Below are 14579 nucleotides of genomic sequence, written 5' to 3'. Positions count from 1 at the left end.
TTATTCTGATTTGGTTTGGGGATAGATTTGATGGGTCCGGTACCGACGTGCTGGATTTTCAATTAGCACTGGCATTACACTGCTAAAGGCAATTCCCCCTAATATCAAAAGAATCCCTAACCACCGGGAAAGATCTACAGACTCTTGTAACCACAGTGAGGATAAAATCACGGCGACGGGCAATTCCCAAGCTGCTAAAATTCCGGTTAACGCCGCTGGTAACCCTGGAGCGCTCACATAAATGGCAATGAGCGGAATGGTAAGACTAAATAGTCCGACCAGGGTTCCCCACGCCCAAATATTAAGAGAAAATAGGTCTTGGGGAGCATGCCACGGTTGTTCTGCGAGGAGCACGACCACAAAACTAACACTAGTTGAGATGCTCGCCCGTTGCCATGCTGACAACTGGCCAACAATGTGTCCGGATAATAAGAGACTTAGCGCATACAATGTAGCCGCCAAAAGTCCCAGTCCCACGGCCCATAGAGGGAAATGCCACTGAGCGGGTCCAGCAGCAAATACCGTGCCGACGACAATGATGGCAATCGCAATTTGTTCGTGTTTCTTCGGCCATTGCCGCCGGATTAGGCCGTTAATGACTGGAAGAATCCAGGCAAACTGAAAGAGCAAAACAATGCCGACGGCTCCAGGCACGAACGCTAAACTGTGATAATAGGATAATGATGCTGCCGCTCCAATAACTCCTAATAAAGCCATATAGGTGACTTCTTTTTTGCCAGCCTTGGCTAATGACACACGCTTTTTAGTGGCGAGTGCCCCGAGCCACAATAAGATGATACTTACGGGGTATTGGCTGACAGTGAGTTTGGATACAGGAATACCGTGGGCAATGGCCATTTTGATTAAAGGTGTGACGAGGCCATAAGATGTTCCGGCAAGAAGCATCAAGATAATGGATTTCCAACGAATCGACGTAAATTTTCGTTCCTCTCTGCGCTAAATTACGGCGTGATGATGACAGCGTTACCTATTATATAGAAATTTTGATCAAATGCATTGAGAAATTTGCTGTTAATCAATTCTGTTAGCGGGAGGGCACTTTTCTTTAGAAGGGCAATTGAAAAACATGCCGTGACTGTTCAGATTCCCAACCTTCAGTGTATTATCGTGAGGAGACAGGGGATCTTGAAAAAAGAACAAAGCCTAAGGGTTTTTTGCCGAATGGCTGTCCATTGATAGCAATTATGCATGGAAAATGACAATGCCTGATTTTTGCCGAAAACGAGATTGAGCATTAGGTAAAAATGTCGAGAACAACAAATCAAAATTTTTCTAATATGCAAATAACAACGAGTATTAGCTGAAACCAGCGCTACAGAGACTTCATGAGAGAGGAAGGATGTCATGATCATGGAAAGTCGGGGACGGGTTTTATGGGAACCGAGTCCGGAAATTCGCGAGACCGCGAATATTACGCAATATCAACGTTGGTTGCAACATCACTATGGAATCAATGCGAAAGATTACCAAGAGTTGTGGAATTGGTCGGTGAATCATATTGATGAGTTTTGGGCTTCGATTTGGCACTACTTTGATATAATCGCCGAGAGCGGGTACACTACGGTCCGAACGGGAGAAACGATGCCTGATGTGCATTGGTTTAATGGCGCCCAGTTGAATTACGCTCAGCATGCTTTACGCTACCCTAGTGAGGGTCCTGCTGTTATATTCCGCCGGGAAGACGGCTATCAAATGACTTGGTCCTGGCAAGATCTTGAAGAACATGTAAGAAGAGTACGGGGCGCCTTAATCCAACTAGGAGTCAAAGCTGGAGACCGGGTGGTCGGTTATTTACCTAACATTCCTCAAACCATTGCGGCATTTTTGGCGGCGGCAAGTCTCGGAGCGGTATGGTCGAGTTGTTCACCAGATTTCGGTTTTCAAGCGGTCATGGATCGTTTTCAACAAATTGAACCAACGATCTTATTCGCGGTAGACGGTTATTTTTATAATGGGAAAGCTCATAACCGGATTCCTGTCGTTGAGAAACTCCAAGAAAGTTTGCCCTCCCTGAGGGCGACTATTCTTGTGCCTTATCTCAATCCATTGGCCACGCATGAACAGATGCTGTCTTTTGATGACCTCGCTTCCTCTGAACCGTTGAAATTCCTCCCCGTGCCTTTTGAACATCCTTTATGGATTTTATATTCATCGGGAACAACCGGATTGCCCAAACCCATTGTTCAAGGACATGGGGGCATTCTTCTTTCGCATTTGATGGCCCTGACGTTTCATCTGGATTTACGGCGCAAGGACCGGTTTATGTGGTTTACAACCACCGGGTGGATGATGTGGAATATCGTGGTTTCAGGCCTCTTATTAGGCACAACAATCGTGCTATATGACGGGAGCCCGGTGTATCCTAATGCCGATGTGCTCTGGCAATTAGCTGAAGAGGTGCAATTAAGCTTTTTTGGAACAAGTGCCGCCTATGTGAGCATGTGTCAGAAGGCTGGGGTTATTCCCCGCCAGAGAAATTTGAAGACTTTACGAGCCATTGGCTCGACAGGTTCCCCTTTAACCCCTGAGAATTTTGAATGGATTTATACCGAGGTGTCCCCTTCGGTCTGGTTAACCTCTTTGAGCGGGGGCACCGACGTGTGTAGTGCTGTTGTGGGCGGTGTGCCAACGCTTCCAGTCCGTAGTGGAGAAATCCAATGCCGGTATCTCGGGTCCAAGGTTGAAGCTTTTGATCCGGCGGGTCATGCTATTTTTAATCAGGTGGGCGAATTGGTATTGACAGAACCGATTCCGTCTATGCCACTTTACTTCTATGGGGACGATGCCAAGGAACGTTATCGGGCCAGTTATTTTGATATGTATCCCGGCATTTGGCGACACGGTGATTGGATTTTGATTCATGACGACGGCAGCGTGATTATTTACGGACGGTCTGATGCCACGATTAACCGTGGGGGTGTCCGTATGGGCACCAGTGAATTCTATCGTGTGGTCGAAGACGATCCTCGAATTGTTGATAGTATCATTGTGGATCTTAGCACGCCGGAGCACCCAGGTGGATTGTTGTTACTCGTCGTTGTCGCGCCCTCCTATAGTTTGGATGAGAGCCTCGAAAAGGATTTGCGCGCGCGCCTTCGTGAGGCCTTATCACCCCGCCATGTGCCTGATAAGATCCTCGCAATTCCCGAGGTTCCCAAGACCTTAAATGGCAAGAAAATGGAGGTACCGCTAAAACGGCTTTTATGGGGTCTTCCCCAAGAAAAAGCCTTTAACCCAGGTACCATGCTGAATCCTGGGGCCATGGAGTTTATCATCCAACACGTTAAGCCGCTTGTGAGTGAGTAAACATGCACATACGATGTTACAGACTTTATTGGACCCGTGAAAGGCGAAGAATATGGTCAGTTCGCGATAAATTCCAGTTGATCGACTGTCGTAATCCGCGAGAAAAATGGCAATGAGTATTTTAACGAGGCTTCATGAGCTTCAGTACTAAGTGCTGCACAAGCATCTTGAGCGACGACAAAATTGTATCCGAGGTCGGCACCGACGCGAACGGTACTTTCCACTCCAATGTTGGTGGCAATGCCTCCAATGACGATCGTGTCGACCTCTAATGCTCGTAAGAGATGGTCGAGCTCAGTGCCTACGAAGGCGCTGCGAACATGTTTGGTGACAATATGATCTTCCGGTAATACCGGCAAGTCATCAATAATATGGTATTGTTTGGGATCTACGGGAACAGAACCGGGACGAGCTAAGAGCACCTCGGATTCGCCACGCATTGACCGTTTAACATGTTCATAGGGTCTGACGTGAACAAAAATGACCGGCACTTGATGCATGCGCGCTATATTTAAGAGGCGTTGACAAGCTTCAATGGTGCTTTGAAATTGATCATGGCGGGCAATGGAATTTTGCATATCAATAAACATCACGGCGGTGCGTTGGCGACTCAGTTGAAGAGCCATGACAGAATTCCCCCTTAGATTTCCCTTAATTGATTAGGTTGTAAACGGAGTATATTATATCGCAAGTTTGGAAAAGATAGCCTCTGTAACCAGTCAGCGGGTTGACAAAGCGCCTAGAGAGGAAAAATCGCCGGCTTTTTTGCGGAGAAATATTGAATGCTAACAGACTTCGGCACTAAGGCATTGTGTCACCTGTTGGGAACTTATTCGGAGTTTAGGAACAATAGACTGAAGACATGCAAACGGCCGATTTACCAGACACCCAGCAGAATTTTTGTGGTAGACTGACACAGAGAACGTCTTGCGTGCTGATCACGTTGGGACGGGGAGTAAGGGGCGATGAACACGAAAGATTATCAATTTATTCCGCCATCAAAGGCCATGAAATGGACAGGCATAATTGCCACGATTGGCATGTATATTATTAATCTCGTAGGGTTTCTCGATACCCAAACCGGTTCGGCTTTAGGATGCGGCCCAGATTGGCCATTGTGTAACGGGCAAGTTATTCCCAATCTTAATAATATTCACGTCGTAATTGAATTTACTCACCGCATGTTGGTAGGAGGATTTGCGCTTCTTGCCACAATCTACATGATTTGGGCCTTAATTCGCTATCGTTCTTTTGTAGAAGTGCGGATATTTTCCTTAGTGGGCATTGGATTTATTGTGGTGCAATCCGTTTTAGGGGCTTTGGCTGTCGTGTTTGTCAATCCGCCAACTGTATTAGCGTTGCACTTGGGATTTGGCTTGTTGGCGATGGTTGGCGTGGCCTTGTTAACGGTTTTTCTATTTCAACTGGATGCTGAATCGGGGCATCGTCGTTCCGGAATTTCTTTTCGACAAGATACACCCGTAAGTACTAAGCGCTGGGTATGGGGGACGTGGATCTACACCTATATCGCTATCTATTGGGGATCGTATGTAGCCTTTCGGGGAGCTGGGGAAGCCTGTCCGACCTGGCCACTATGTAATGGCAAAGTATTTCCTGGATTTTCTGGGGCTGTCGGATTAGATTTCATCCACCGGTTGGCGGCGGTGGGTTTAGCCATTCTCACCCTATTGTTGCTGGGCAATTTACGGCGTTATAAAGCAACCCGACCAGATTTGTATAAAGGAGCCTTTTGGCTATTGATTGCGGTCATTGCACAAATAATTACGGGAGCGAATCTTGCCTTGAGCCATGTCGCAACCGGACCTTATCTCCTGCACATTGCCACATTAATGTTGCTGTTTGCGGATATAAGCTATTTGGTTTTGCAGGTTATTCCCCTCAGTAAAGCAGAGCTGCCAAGTGTAGAAACCGAATCCGGGTGGTCATCGCGGCAAGTGCATAACCCGCAGGGCTAAAGGTCCTTGCGGGTTTTTTTTAGTTTTCGGCGGATACGCTGTAACGCATTATCAATAGTCTTGCGGGGACGTTTGACGGTGCGGCTAATCTCTTCATAGCTTTTGCCATGGCGCCTGGCTTCAAAAACTAGACGTTCTAATGGAGTCAATTCGCCTTGGAGGCGTTGAATTAACTGGGCAGAAGCTTCTTGGTCGATGATAAAAACTTCTGGAGACGGTTCATGGTGGCCCGCTATGGTATCGAGCCACGAGATATCACCGGTACCATCACGCCCGGGCTGATCCAGGGACCATGCCGAGTTTAATACCTGATGCTTGGCGCGTGTGGCACGAACCACTGCCGAAACAATTTGGCGGCTGACACACAGTTTGGCGAATCCGGAAAAATAACCATGGCGCCGATGGTCAAAATGTTGGATCGCACTCCAAAATCCGATCCATCCTTCCTGGATTACATCGTCATGCTCGGCTCCTGGTAGAAAATATCGACCGGCGGTCGCTTTAATAAGCGATGCATAACGGGTCATGAGTTGAATGACGGCCTCTTCTTGACCACTTTTTGCCCGCATGATCAGTGTGGATTCATCATGCATTTGATCGATTTGGGTCGAAATTGGAATCCTCCCCCTAACCATTCTCCGAAGACATACACGTTGCATTATACAGGGCAGGGGGCCTAGCTAAAACTGTGATAATTGACGATGAGGACAAGTTTCGATGCAAAATCAAGCCTATGGTTTAATTTTCGAGGAGCTTCTCGTTGGTCGAGATGCTGATAAATTGTGAGAAAATAGGGTGTTGTCATTCAGCAAACAAAATCCTACCGTATGATAAATATGATGAATAGGCTGAAGCAAGAATGGCGGAAAGGACGAAAACGTACGTGGTACAAAATGGTGTGCAGTATATTATCCGCTTGAATATGCAGCGGGATGGATTGCCTTTTCGGGACATTGTGCAATTAGTTGATGATCTCGGGGGTGACATTATTGCCTGGGACCTTGTGCGGGCAGAGGACCAGAAAACCATCCGCGATTTGACAGTATTGATGGGCACGGCGGAAAAACTGCAGACTCTCGTGGATCAACTGTCCTTGCTCGAAGGCGTAACCGTGGAAAATGTCTCAGACCGCACGTTTTTGATGCATTTAGGGGGAAAAATTGAAATACGGCCCCGGGTTCACATTAAGACCCGTGCAGATTTATCACATGTCTATACACCCGGGGTCGCGCGGGTTGTGGAGGCGATTGCCGAGGATCCAGCGAAGGCTTTTCAATTAACGATGAAACGCAATACGGTTGCTATTGTGACCGATGGATCCGCTATTTTAGGTTTGGGCAATCGCGGGCCGAAAGCAGCACTTCCCGTTATGGAGGGGAAGGCAGTTTTATTCAAGTGGTTGGCTGATGTTGATGCTATTCCCATTTGCTTGGACACCAACGATGTTGATGAAATTGTTGAAACCGTGGTGCGGATTGCTCCGGCTTTTGGCGGAATTAATCTCGAAGATATTGCGGCACCGCGGTGTTTTGAGATTGAACGCCGGTTGAGCGAACGTTTGGATATTCCCGTGTTTCACGATGATCAACATGGTACCGCGGTTGTCATTCTGGCTGGCCTCATTAATGCGGCCAAGGTGGTGGGAAAATCTCTGGAATCCTTACGTATTGTCATCGCCGGAATGGGAGCCGCCGGGACTGCGACCACGGAATTGTTGCTTCACATGGGCGTGCGGAACATTATAGGATATGACCGAGTTGGAGCCATTGTGGCTGACAAATCATATCCCGGCCATCCTGAATGGGAAGAGTTAGCCCAAAAAATCAATCCTGACCGGCGCCAGGGGAGTCTTAAAGATCTCTTGTCAGGAGCAGACGTTTTCATTGGCGTGTCGGCTGCGAATCTCTTAAGTCCTGAGGATATTCAAGGGATGGCTCCCAACGCTATTTTGTTCGTTATGGCGAATCCAACACCAGAAATTGAGCCAGAAATTGCCCAATTGTATGCCAAGGTGGTCGCCACCGGCCGATCGGACTATCCGAATCAAATTAATAACGTGTTGTGCTTTCCCGGATTTTTTCGAGGTGTTTTGGACGCGCGCGCTAAACGGATTACAGTGGGTATGAAAGTGGCGGCTGCTTACGCTTTGGCATCGGTTGTAAAAGATGAGGAGCTAGGTCCAGAATATATTATTCCCAGTGTATTTAACCGGGAAGTGTCGGAGCGCATTGCCAAAGCGGTGATTCAAGCCGCCGAAAAAGATAATGTGGCGCGACGGAGTCCCAAAATTTAGGAGTTAGCTAAGTTTGGTGTACGTTAAGATACATCATGGAGCAGAAGCTGGCGGTGAAAAGCAGTGTGAAAGCCTTGGGCCTTAATCTGGAGTAGATGGTCCCAAGGCTCTTTTTTGAGACCACTGACAAATAACTCTACAGTGGTAGCCGTAACTTCTATTTGTTTAATGTCGGCTTGTTGGTGATGGCAACGATCCATGCCATCAGCGATGCGCAAGATGGAGGTCATGGCAAACCATGCCGGGTCATGGCTCAGCTCGTGAAATTTTTGCAGGGTTAAGGCCTTGCGGTGAAAGTACGCTAAGGTGGCCACACAAGACCGGGTGGTATCCTCCCAACTCTGGGTTTCCATAGCGTGGCGGATAATATAGCGGCTATGGCGGTGATGTGCCCGTTTGTTGATGAAATATCCGGCATCATGAAGGAGTGCCGCGGTTTCCAAACATTCTCGCCATAGGCCGTTGGGTGGAACATCGAGAAGGCCCATGAGGGAGTCATAGAGTTTTAAGGATAACCGGGCAACATGCTTGGCATGCGGCCGTTCAATGAGGTACTTTTGCATCAGGATTTCTGTGTGGACTAAGATGACATCTCTCTCCCTTCCATTTTCGAAATGAGGAGTGGTAAAATGGCCTCAATGCTATGGGAGCCATCTGCAAGATCCAAGGTGTGCCAAGGCACCGTGGTTTTAAGGGGAGCGAGAACATCTCGCACTCGCTGCTGAAACGCTATAAACCCAGCCAAACTTTCCATGTCTGACACCGATTCCAACGGGTCGAGCGCGTCGGTAACCATAAGTTTGCGACGGGCTGCCGATAACGGGTCAGCCTGGGGTTCAAGAACGATGTCTGGAATTAATGCGAAGCCTAATGTGGTTCGCACCCACTGATCATTGAGACCTTGGGCGACGGCACGGGCATAAAGACTAATCCAGGAACGATCCGATAAAACCACATAGCCTGCGGTCAGATGGGGTAATATAATGTGCTCCGTGACAATGGCAAAGAGACTAGCATACAGAAGATGGCGACTTTTCATTTCAAGCCGGCGGTCATGCTTGACTTGTGCAATGAACTTCTGAGTTTTGAGATTAGGGAATGGTGTAACCACAACGACTGGATAGCCTTCAGACTGCAGGAGAGTCTGAAGCGATAACGCGAGCGTGCTGCGTCCTGATCCGTCTAATCCATCAATTCCGATATAGAGCCCATCGTAATAGGGCTGCAGATGTGGCCATGATGGCTCTAGTGTGTGGACCGGTGTTGACACGATTGGATACTCCCTCCATGATCACTTACGATAGCTTATTCTGTGTGCGAACACATCCGTAGATCCTTAGTGAGCTTCGCTGTTGTCTTCGCCCGGGCTAGAACCAAGAAATGGCCCGATTAAGGGCACACCTTCGAGAACGGGCTTGAGCCAGGATCGTAATATTTTTTGTTGTTCACTAATAGGCAGTGTGGCATCAAATGCTTGTAAGAAACCTTGTTCCGTTAAGGCTAAATACGATTGTCGCATTTGTTCTTGAAACCAGAGAAAACTACTCCACGGGTCGTGTAACCCGCTGATATCCTGACCGCTTTCATAATATTTTAGCTCGCGAGTGGCATGCTTTAAGCGGGCCACAGCGATATCGGGAGGGGTTGAAAAGTATATAGCGAGATCGGGTTTTGGAACGTCCTCGTATAAAGTCTTAACCCAGTCCAGATCAAGACCTCTTACATGATCTCTGACCCATGCCGTATAGACCCAGCGGTCGGCCAGCACGATAAAGCCGGCTTGTAGACGCGGTAAAATTAGACGGTTTAAACGGTCATGAAAGTCGCTGGCATGAAGCAGGCTGAAGGCCGCAGGACCTAACCACCTTTTCTTCTTGGCTTGGCGCATGAAGGGTTTGATTAATGGTGAACTGTTCCACGCCGTGCGGTAGACGGGATAACCTTGAGATGCTAACCACTTTCCCAATAACTCAATCGCGGTACTTTTGCCAGACCCATCAGTGCCTTCTACGACGATTAGTCGGCCTGATGGCTGATGATGGTGATCCTGCACAATGAACACTCCCTATTGTAATGAACTCTCTCTCCGTGTCGAGACAGGGGACGGGGCCCGCGTGTGAATGCTTGGTTTGTCGTCGGCCTCTGTGACATTTCTAGTCTCTACCCTTTATCCTGAACTGCCCAGTGTGACGTCAGATCGTTCTGTTCTAACACCCAATGATCCCCATCCGTTGGCGACGAGACCAAAGAATACGGTGGCTTGAGTTTCTCTTATCCACCATCTAAGTGGAGTGCTGGGGCATTGTGTGCAACAAGCCCGGCACAATGAGTTTGAGCTGCCAACTCTTTTTCATGTCTTTGGCTAAATCTTCAAGTTCTTTCGTCGGACTGGAAATGCCTGTACCCGAGACGGTAATAATCAGCTGCTTATTACTGTGTTGCAAATTTAGGCGTTCTACTCCATTCATTAAGGGCGGGGAAAAAATTTCCGCTAACCGCAATAATACGCCTAATTGACGGATGAGAGCCAACTCTTGACGACTGACAATACTCGAATAGGGACTCCAAAATTTTTGCAGTCGTTTGGCTGAGCGATAAGACGCTATTAAAGCCACTGCAACCCACTCATCATGGCTGAGTCCAGTTAATGGCGCCGCCAGAATTTGATAAAAGGTGTGTTGATCCCAGTGATACATATTGATATTACGGCCGCTATAACGTAAAAGCGCTGCGCATTGTACGAGTTCCAGTGAGCGATCAGACAAGCCCAAGATCCCTTTGAGTTCTTGCCCTAACCGGTTCACTTGTTGTTGGAGACCTCGGGCCAAAGCTGATGGCCATTCACTTCGCTGGGCAATATTCCATGCGCTATCCAAAGCCAAAGAGTTGAATGTCTTGGCTTGGGTGCCTAGATGCTGCAGCAACAAGCCGTTGCGCAATCCATAGCCGCTGATAGTCAGGCTATCGGCCTGGGTTGTTTTCAATAACGCTAAAATAATGGCGATTCCGGGAACAATTATATCGACCCGGTCTTTAGGAATATGCGCTAATTTTTTTCTTTGATCGGGTGTCATGACGGCGATTTTAGCCAACCATGCCTCAATCATCAAGGTGGGAATCCGAAAATAATGAATTTGTTGGAGCGGATAATCGAGTTCCGCTTGAATAGCGCGCGCCATGACCCGTGCACTACCACCTAAAGCGATGGCTTGAGGCGGCTTGGATGGTAGCCAGTTGCCATGGGTATATTGTTCTTGGAGCCACATCAGCAAATCTTTAAAAGGCATATTTAATGAGGATAAAGAGACAGCGCCAAAGGGGAATGAGTACTGATGGCGCATTTGACCATCCTCATAGGCTACGACTTCCGTGCTGCCTCCCCCGACATCAACCGTCCACCCCCGTGATAAGGCAATGGTTTCTTGAACTGCAAGAAATCCGATCCGGGCCTCCTCATCACCCGACAAGATTTCTACGGTTAACCCGGTTTGGCGAAGAATTTCTTGGAGCACTTGCTGTTGATTGGCCAAATTTCGTAATGACGCCGTGGCACGAACAATTACCGGGTTGGCCCCGTAGGCTTGTGCAACATCACGAAAATACCGCAAAGCCTGAACCAGACGGGAAAACCCATCCAATGTGAGAAAACCCTCAGAATCCTTTGCTAAGGCGAGTCGTGGAGTGGCTTTTTGTTCGTCAAGAATGACAGCTGCTCCATGAGCAAGGCGCCGCACGATCATTAGTCGTACGGAATTCGATCCGATATCGATTATAGCGAGTATCGAACTCGCGATCATGACCATCTCCCTCGTGTCTCTTGGTCTTATTATAAGCGAAAATCTGGTTAATCCTAGGCATGATAGGATTCTTGTTATAATGTCAGCGATTGACAATGATAGATTAAGGAATTGAGGGACAAGTCATGGACAAACCGCAACATCCATGGATCGATTTACTGAAGCAAGATGCGCCGTATTCAAAAAAGACTATCGGAAGATTTCGGTGGGCAGGGATTGTCACGGTGTTGGCATTAGGTATTGGCTATTGGGCCATTTTTCGAGCATTGTCGGGCAGGCTATCTTTGTTTATCGTCATGGGAATTGAACTATTGGGCCTGCTGGTGATGTTGGGCGCCGTGGGAATGGCCATTAAAAGTCGCCAGGACGACATACGACAACATCAAAGCCAACGCGACAAATTGGATAAATGAGAAGGCAAGTGATGCCACATCATTCCTGTGTGCACGATGAGAAATGCCAGCCCTGCAACGATGACGACCCAAAGAACCAGCCCAATAAATTCTCTAAGCCAGCTCGGATGGGGTAGGGGTTCTGAAACAAAGGGTTTAGGTTGGGGCGGTTCTGGGCGGTAAGCGCTGGTGAATTCTGCTGTCTCAAGGGGGGATGCTGGTCGGACTATGGGACGTGATAGCTTGATCCGCTGACGGTAAAACAGTACGGTCATCCCTATCCCCAAAATAAGACCGCTTAGGAGCCACAATCCTTGAGGCGCTAAAATGGCCCATGCTAAAGGCGAAGACCAGTGCCCAGTTTTTAGATTCTGAAGCACTCCTAATAATTGTGCTTCTTTGTTCAGATGGGCTTTTTCACTGGCGATAGCATTTAATTGTTGGTGGAGATTTGTTAATAAAGTGTGCGCTGACGATAAGGTCGCGATCATTCCCATGAAATACGATATGGCCATGAGGGTAGCCACAATCAAGGATAGGATTACCCACCAGGGCCAGTACCAATGAGGACGTTCGATATGCCACAGCTTCTTTTTACGTGGCGGCAAATCTTCAGGCAATTTTGCGGGGGTCATGTGAGAACCGAGTTCAGACACGGATTACCCTCCCTTTCATTGTTCTGTTAACATAATACATGGATCGTCAAGAGGTTGGTCTTCCTAATTATATCCATTAATGACGAAATTTAGCCGAGAGTGACGTAAAGCCCTAAGGGACCTGGGTATATTTTCACGGGAGGAAAAGCTATACTCAATGTGAATTCATGGCATAATGATGGCCACAAAAGAGGTGACATTCGATGGGGCTCATTGATAACCCCAATACCATTGCCGCTAGATACCGTGATGCGATTCTTACTAAAAGATTGCCTGCGGGTATGAGCATCGATATCATGCAAGAAGCACGAGACCTGGGTTTGAACCCATCTCTTCTTAGACAAGCCATGCAAATTCTTACGACAATGGGGCTTGTTGAATGGGAAGGGAAAAGTCAAGTCAAAATTAAGAGCCTAACCACCCAAGCCTTGCAAGATCTTGGTTACACGCTAACAAGACGGCGCCTATAATTCGGTAGCTATCATCATAAACCTTCAGCATAAATCTTCAGCGATAATTTAACCAGGCGGCGGGTGAGGATTGTAGGTTTTTCATCATCACTCGCCGTAAGATTTTTCTATGTCCTGTCTTCTTTGATGCCACTGGCCAGGTCGTCATGCTTGATAGCCTTGAAAGACTTTACTTGTCTCCCGGAAGATAGAACGCTCAGTTGGAAGATTCGTTAATAGTTACTACAACCGTCCCCACTCAGACAATGAGACTGTCCCGACACTTTCCTGTCCGGGAACGCGCGTGCGTTGTTGGAGAAGACGTTTGAGAGCTTTTCGCGCGCGATAAAGTCGCGATTTGACAGCTGTTTCAGGGATGCCCAAGATGCTTGCTATTTGTTTGAGTGGCAGGTGTTCTATATCTCGCATCATTATCAGCGAACGCTGCATAGCTGATAAACGGGTTAGGGCATACCGTACCCATTCTTGTTTAAAGGATTGTTCACAATGGCTGTCAGGATCTTCGCTATGAGCTGAGGCGAGATTCTCATGAGGATGGGGATAGGTCGTCGGCCGGCTTTTTGCTCGCTCCATGTCAATAATGGTGTTCATGGCAATGCGGTATAACCAAGTACTAAATTTGGCTTCGTGGCGAAAGGTCGAGAAATGCGTCAAAACGCGAATCCAAATTTCTGATACGGCATCTTCAGCTAACTCGGCATCATTTAACATATTCACCGCCATCCTGAGCAAACGAGGTTTGTAATATGCGAATAAATCGCCCATCAGAGCGTCCCAATTTTCCCCATGGACGTCATTGCGAAGACGATGAAGTACTTCGTGATCCCGCACACGATGTCCTCCTTTCGTTCGGAAGGTGTTATGGTGCTGCCTCACCCAAAAATTTTCTGACTGAAGCATATCCAAATTACCTGCAAAACGTCAAATAGTATAGAGACGTTTATGACGTCTTAAAAAAACACATGCTTTTAGCTGGATAAATGAGTTGGAAATACACCAGCCAGGACGAAGGGATGAGCTATGCGATGAAAATTAGCGTGATTTATTATTCGATGACTGGATCGGTCTTTCAGCTAGCCAAAGCGGTGGCTCAAGGCGCTGAGGAGGTTGGCGCAGAAGTCAGGATGCGCCGTGTTGCCGATCTCTTGCCATTAGAGGTTATTGAAAGCAACGAACATATTAAAAAGGGCTTGGAGATGCAACAGGACGTGCCCGTGGCCACGCTAGAAGATTTAACCTGGGCTGATGGTATTGCCTTTGGATCACCCACACGCTACGGCAATATGACAGCTCAGTTAAAGAACTTTTTAGACCAAACCGGTCCATTATGGGCTGAAGGCAAACTGGCCGGTAAAGCGGCGGGATTCTTTACGGGGGCAGCAACGATGCATGGGGGACACGAATCAACAATATTGACGATGTCTACATTTGCCTACCATCATGGCATGATAATTGTGCCCACTGGTTATTTAATTCCGGCCATTCACGGAACCACGACCGGTGGTAGCCCTTATGGACCGAGTGAAATGGGCAACAAGAGTGAACTGTCGGATGATGAACGGTCAATTGCATTATTTCTTGGGCGCCGCTTGGCCGAAGTCGCCGGTAAATTAGCCCAATAAATCTCTTGGAAACGCTTTGGCAACATTTTTATGACATAATCCTCCA

15 protein-coding genes are annotated in these 14579 nt (G+C 47.7%); 6 read left to right on the top strand and 9 right to left on the bottom strand.

Annotated elements, in window-relative coordinates:
- Positions 1 to 906, bottom strand: coding sequence for an EamA family transporter (locus AOA63_RS07965; protein ID WP_053959198.1), 906 nt, complete (start codon positions 904 to 906; stop codon positions 1 to 3).
- A gap of 465 nt (positions 907 to 1371) precedes the next feature.
- On the opposite strand from AOA63_RS07965, the gene AOA63_RS07960 reads away from it, so the two are divergent.
- Positions 1372 to 3327 (top strand): acetoacetate--CoA ligase, encoded by a 1956-nt coding sequence (locus tag AOA63_RS07960; protein ID WP_242848297.1) that lies wholly within the window; start codon positions 1372 to 1374, stop codon positions 3325 to 3327.
- A 56-nt stretch (positions 3328 to 3383) separates the two neighbouring features.
- Here AOA63_RS07960 and AOA63_RS07955 read toward each other — a convergent pair whose 3' ends face one another.
- Positions 3384 to 3953, bottom strand: coding sequence for an isochorismatase family cysteine hydrolase (locus AOA63_RS07955; RefSeq protein ID WP_053959196.1), 570 nt, complete (start codon positions 3951 to 3953; stop codon positions 3384 to 3386).
- A 339-nt stretch (positions 3954 to 4292) separates the two neighbouring features.
- On the opposite strand from AOA63_RS07955, the gene AOA63_RS07950 reads away from it, so the two are divergent.
- A complete protein-coding gene (locus tag AOA63_RS07950) occupies positions 4293 to 5303 on the top strand; it encodes a COX15/CtaA family protein (protein ID WP_139061524.1) in 1011 nt (336 codons plus the stop codon).
- Here the strand turns inward: AOA63_RS07950 and AOA63_RS07945 are convergent.
- A complete protein-coding gene (locus tag AOA63_RS07945; RefSeq protein WP_053959195.1) occupies positions 5300 to 5896 on the bottom strand; it encodes a sigma-70 family RNA polymerase sigma factor in 597 nt (198 codons plus the stop codon). The genes AOA63_RS07950 and AOA63_RS07945 overlap by 4 nt on opposite strands.
- A gap of 266 nt (positions 5897 to 6162) precedes the next feature.
- On the opposite strand from AOA63_RS07945, the gene AOA63_RS07940 reads away from it, so the two are divergent.
- Positions 6163 to 7596 carry an NAD-dependent malic enzyme gene (locus AOA63_RS07940; RefSeq protein WP_053959194.1) on the top strand — a complete coding sequence of 478 codons (1434 nt, stop codon included), beginning with the start codon at positions 6163 to 6165 and terminating at the stop codon, positions 7594 to 7596.
- 23 nt (positions 7597 to 7619) lie between these two features.
- Here AOA63_RS07940 and AOA63_RS07935 read toward each other — a convergent pair whose 3' ends face one another.
- The 4 genes from AOA63_RS07935 to AOA63_RS07920 all read right to left on the bottom strand — a co-directional run bounded on the left by AOA63_RS07935 (position 7620) and on the right by AOA63_RS07920 (position 11393).
- Complete coding sequence (locus AOA63_RS07935; RefSeq protein WP_053959193.1) at positions 7620 to 8159, bottom strand: HD domain-containing protein; 540 nt, start codon at positions 8157 to 8159, stop codon at positions 7620 to 7622.
- Positions 8160 to 8176: 17 nt separating this feature from the next.
- Positions 8177 to 8866 carry a dTMP kinase gene (locus tag AOA63_RS07930; RefSeq protein WP_053959192.1) on the bottom strand — a complete coding sequence of 230 codons (690 nt, stop codon included), beginning with the start codon at positions 8864 to 8866 and terminating at the stop codon, positions 8177 to 8179.
- A gap of 66 nt (positions 8867 to 8932) precedes the next feature.
- Entirely contained in the window at positions 8933 to 9649 is a 717-nt protein-coding gene (gene tmk, locus AOA63_RS07925) for a dTMP kinase (RefSeq protein ID WP_171822656.1), read from the bottom strand.
- Positions 9650 to 9878: 229 nt separating this feature from the next.
- Positions 9879 to 11393 (bottom strand): Ppx/GppA phosphatase family protein, encoded by a 1515-nt coding sequence (locus AOA63_RS07920; RefSeq protein ID WP_206742819.1) that lies wholly within the window; start codon positions 11391 to 11393, stop codon positions 9879 to 9881.
- 125 nt (positions 11394 to 11518) lie between these two features.
- Here AOA63_RS07920 and AOA63_RS07915 point away from each other — a divergent pair, with 125 nt between their 5' ends.
- Positions 11519 to 11806 carry a hypothetical protein gene (locus tag AOA63_RS07915; protein WP_053959190.1) on the top strand — a complete coding sequence of 96 codons (288 nt, stop codon included), beginning with the start codon at positions 11519 to 11521 and terminating at the stop codon, positions 11804 to 11806.
- On the opposite strand, the gene AOA63_RS07910 is transcribed toward AOA63_RS07915, so the two are convergent.
- The gene (locus AOA63_RS07910) at positions 11776 to 12441 is read right to left on the bottom strand and encodes a hypothetical protein (RefSeq protein ID WP_053959189.1); all 666 of its coding nucleotides are present in this window, start codon (positions 12439 to 12441) and stop codon (positions 11776 to 11778) included. The genes AOA63_RS07915 and AOA63_RS07910 overlap by 31 nt on opposite strands.
- A gap of 203 nt (positions 12442 to 12644) precedes the next feature.
- Here AOA63_RS07910 and AOA63_RS07905 point away from each other — a divergent pair, with 203 nt between their 5' ends.
- Entirely contained in the window at positions 12645 to 12911 is a 267-nt protein-coding gene (locus AOA63_RS07905; protein WP_053959188.1) for a GntR family transcriptional regulator, read from the top strand.
- A 222-nt stretch (positions 12912 to 13133) separates the two neighbouring features.
- Here AOA63_RS07905 and AOA63_RS07900 read toward each other — a convergent pair whose 3' ends face one another.
- The gene (locus AOA63_RS07900) at positions 13134 to 13742 is read right to left on the bottom strand and encodes an RNA polymerase sigma factor (protein WP_053959187.1); all 609 of its coding nucleotides are present in this window, start codon (positions 13740 to 13742) and stop codon (positions 13134 to 13136) included.
- A 149-nt stretch (positions 13743 to 13891) separates the two neighbouring features.
- On the opposite strand from AOA63_RS07900, the gene wrbA reads away from it, so the two are divergent.
- Complete coding sequence (gene wrbA, locus AOA63_RS07895; RefSeq protein WP_242848296.1) at positions 13892 to 14533, top strand: NAD(P)H:quinone oxidoreductase; 642 nt, start codon at positions 13892 to 13894, stop codon at positions 14531 to 14533.
- Positions 14534 to 14579 lie beyond the last annotated feature (46 nt).

It is taken from the genome of Sulfobacillus thermosulfidooxidans, from assembly GCF_001280565.1.
GTDB classification, from domain to species: Bacteria; Bacillota; Sulfobacillia; order Sulfobacillales; family Sulfobacillaceae; genus Sulfobacillus; species Sulfobacillus thermosulfidooxidans_A.
Note: the sequence above shows the minus strand (reverse complement) of the source record. Positions and strands in the feature narration are given on the sequence as shown.

What these genes read in the sequence shown, in the direction of transcription:
- AOA63_RS07965 (WP_053959198.1), bottom strand. Translation starts at nt 906, where the DNA reads ATGCTTCTTGCCGGAACATCTTATGGCCTCGTCACACCTTTAATCAAA.
- AOA63_RS07960 (WP_242848297.1), top strand. Translation starts at nt 1,372, where the DNA reads ATGGAAAGTCGGGGACGGGTTTTATGGGAACCGAGTCCGGAAATTCGC.
- AOA63_RS07955 (WP_053959196.1), bottom strand. Translation starts at nt 3,953, where the DNA reads ATGGCTCTTCAACTGAGTCGCCAACGCACCGCCGTGATGTTTATTGAT.
- AOA63_RS07950 (WP_139061524.1), top strand. Translation starts at nt 4,293, where the DNA reads ATGAACACGAAAGATTATCAATTTATTCCGCCATCAAAGGCCATGAAA.
- AOA63_RS07945 (WP_053959195.1), bottom strand. Translation starts at nt 5,896, where the DNA reads ATGCATGATGAATCCACACTGATCATGCGGGCAAAAAGTGGTCAAGAA.
- AOA63_RS07940 (WP_053959194.1), top strand. Translation starts at nt 6,163, where the DNA reads ATGGCGGAAAGGACGAAAACGTACGTGGTACAAAATGGTGTGCAGTAT.
- AOA63_RS07935 (WP_053959193.1), bottom strand. Translation starts at nt 8,159, where the DNA reads ATGCAAAAGTACCTCATTGAACGGCCGCATGCCAAGCATGTTGCCCGG.
- AOA63_RS07920 (WP_206742819.1), bottom strand. Translation starts at nt 11,393, where the DNA reads ATGATCGCGAGTTCGATACTCGCTATAATCGATATCGGATCGAATTCC.
- AOA63_RS07915 (WP_053959190.1), top strand. Translation starts at nt 11,519, where the DNA reads ATGGACAAACCGCAACATCCATGGATCGATTTACTGAAGCAAGATGCG.
- AOA63_RS07905 (WP_053959188.1), top strand. Translation starts at nt 12,645, where the DNA reads ATGGGGCTCATTGATAACCCCAATACCATTGCCGCTAGATACCGTGAT.
- wrbA (WP_242848296.1), top strand. Translation starts at nt 13,892, where the DNA reads ATGAGTTGGAAATACACCAGCCAGGACGAAGGGATGAGCTATGCGATG.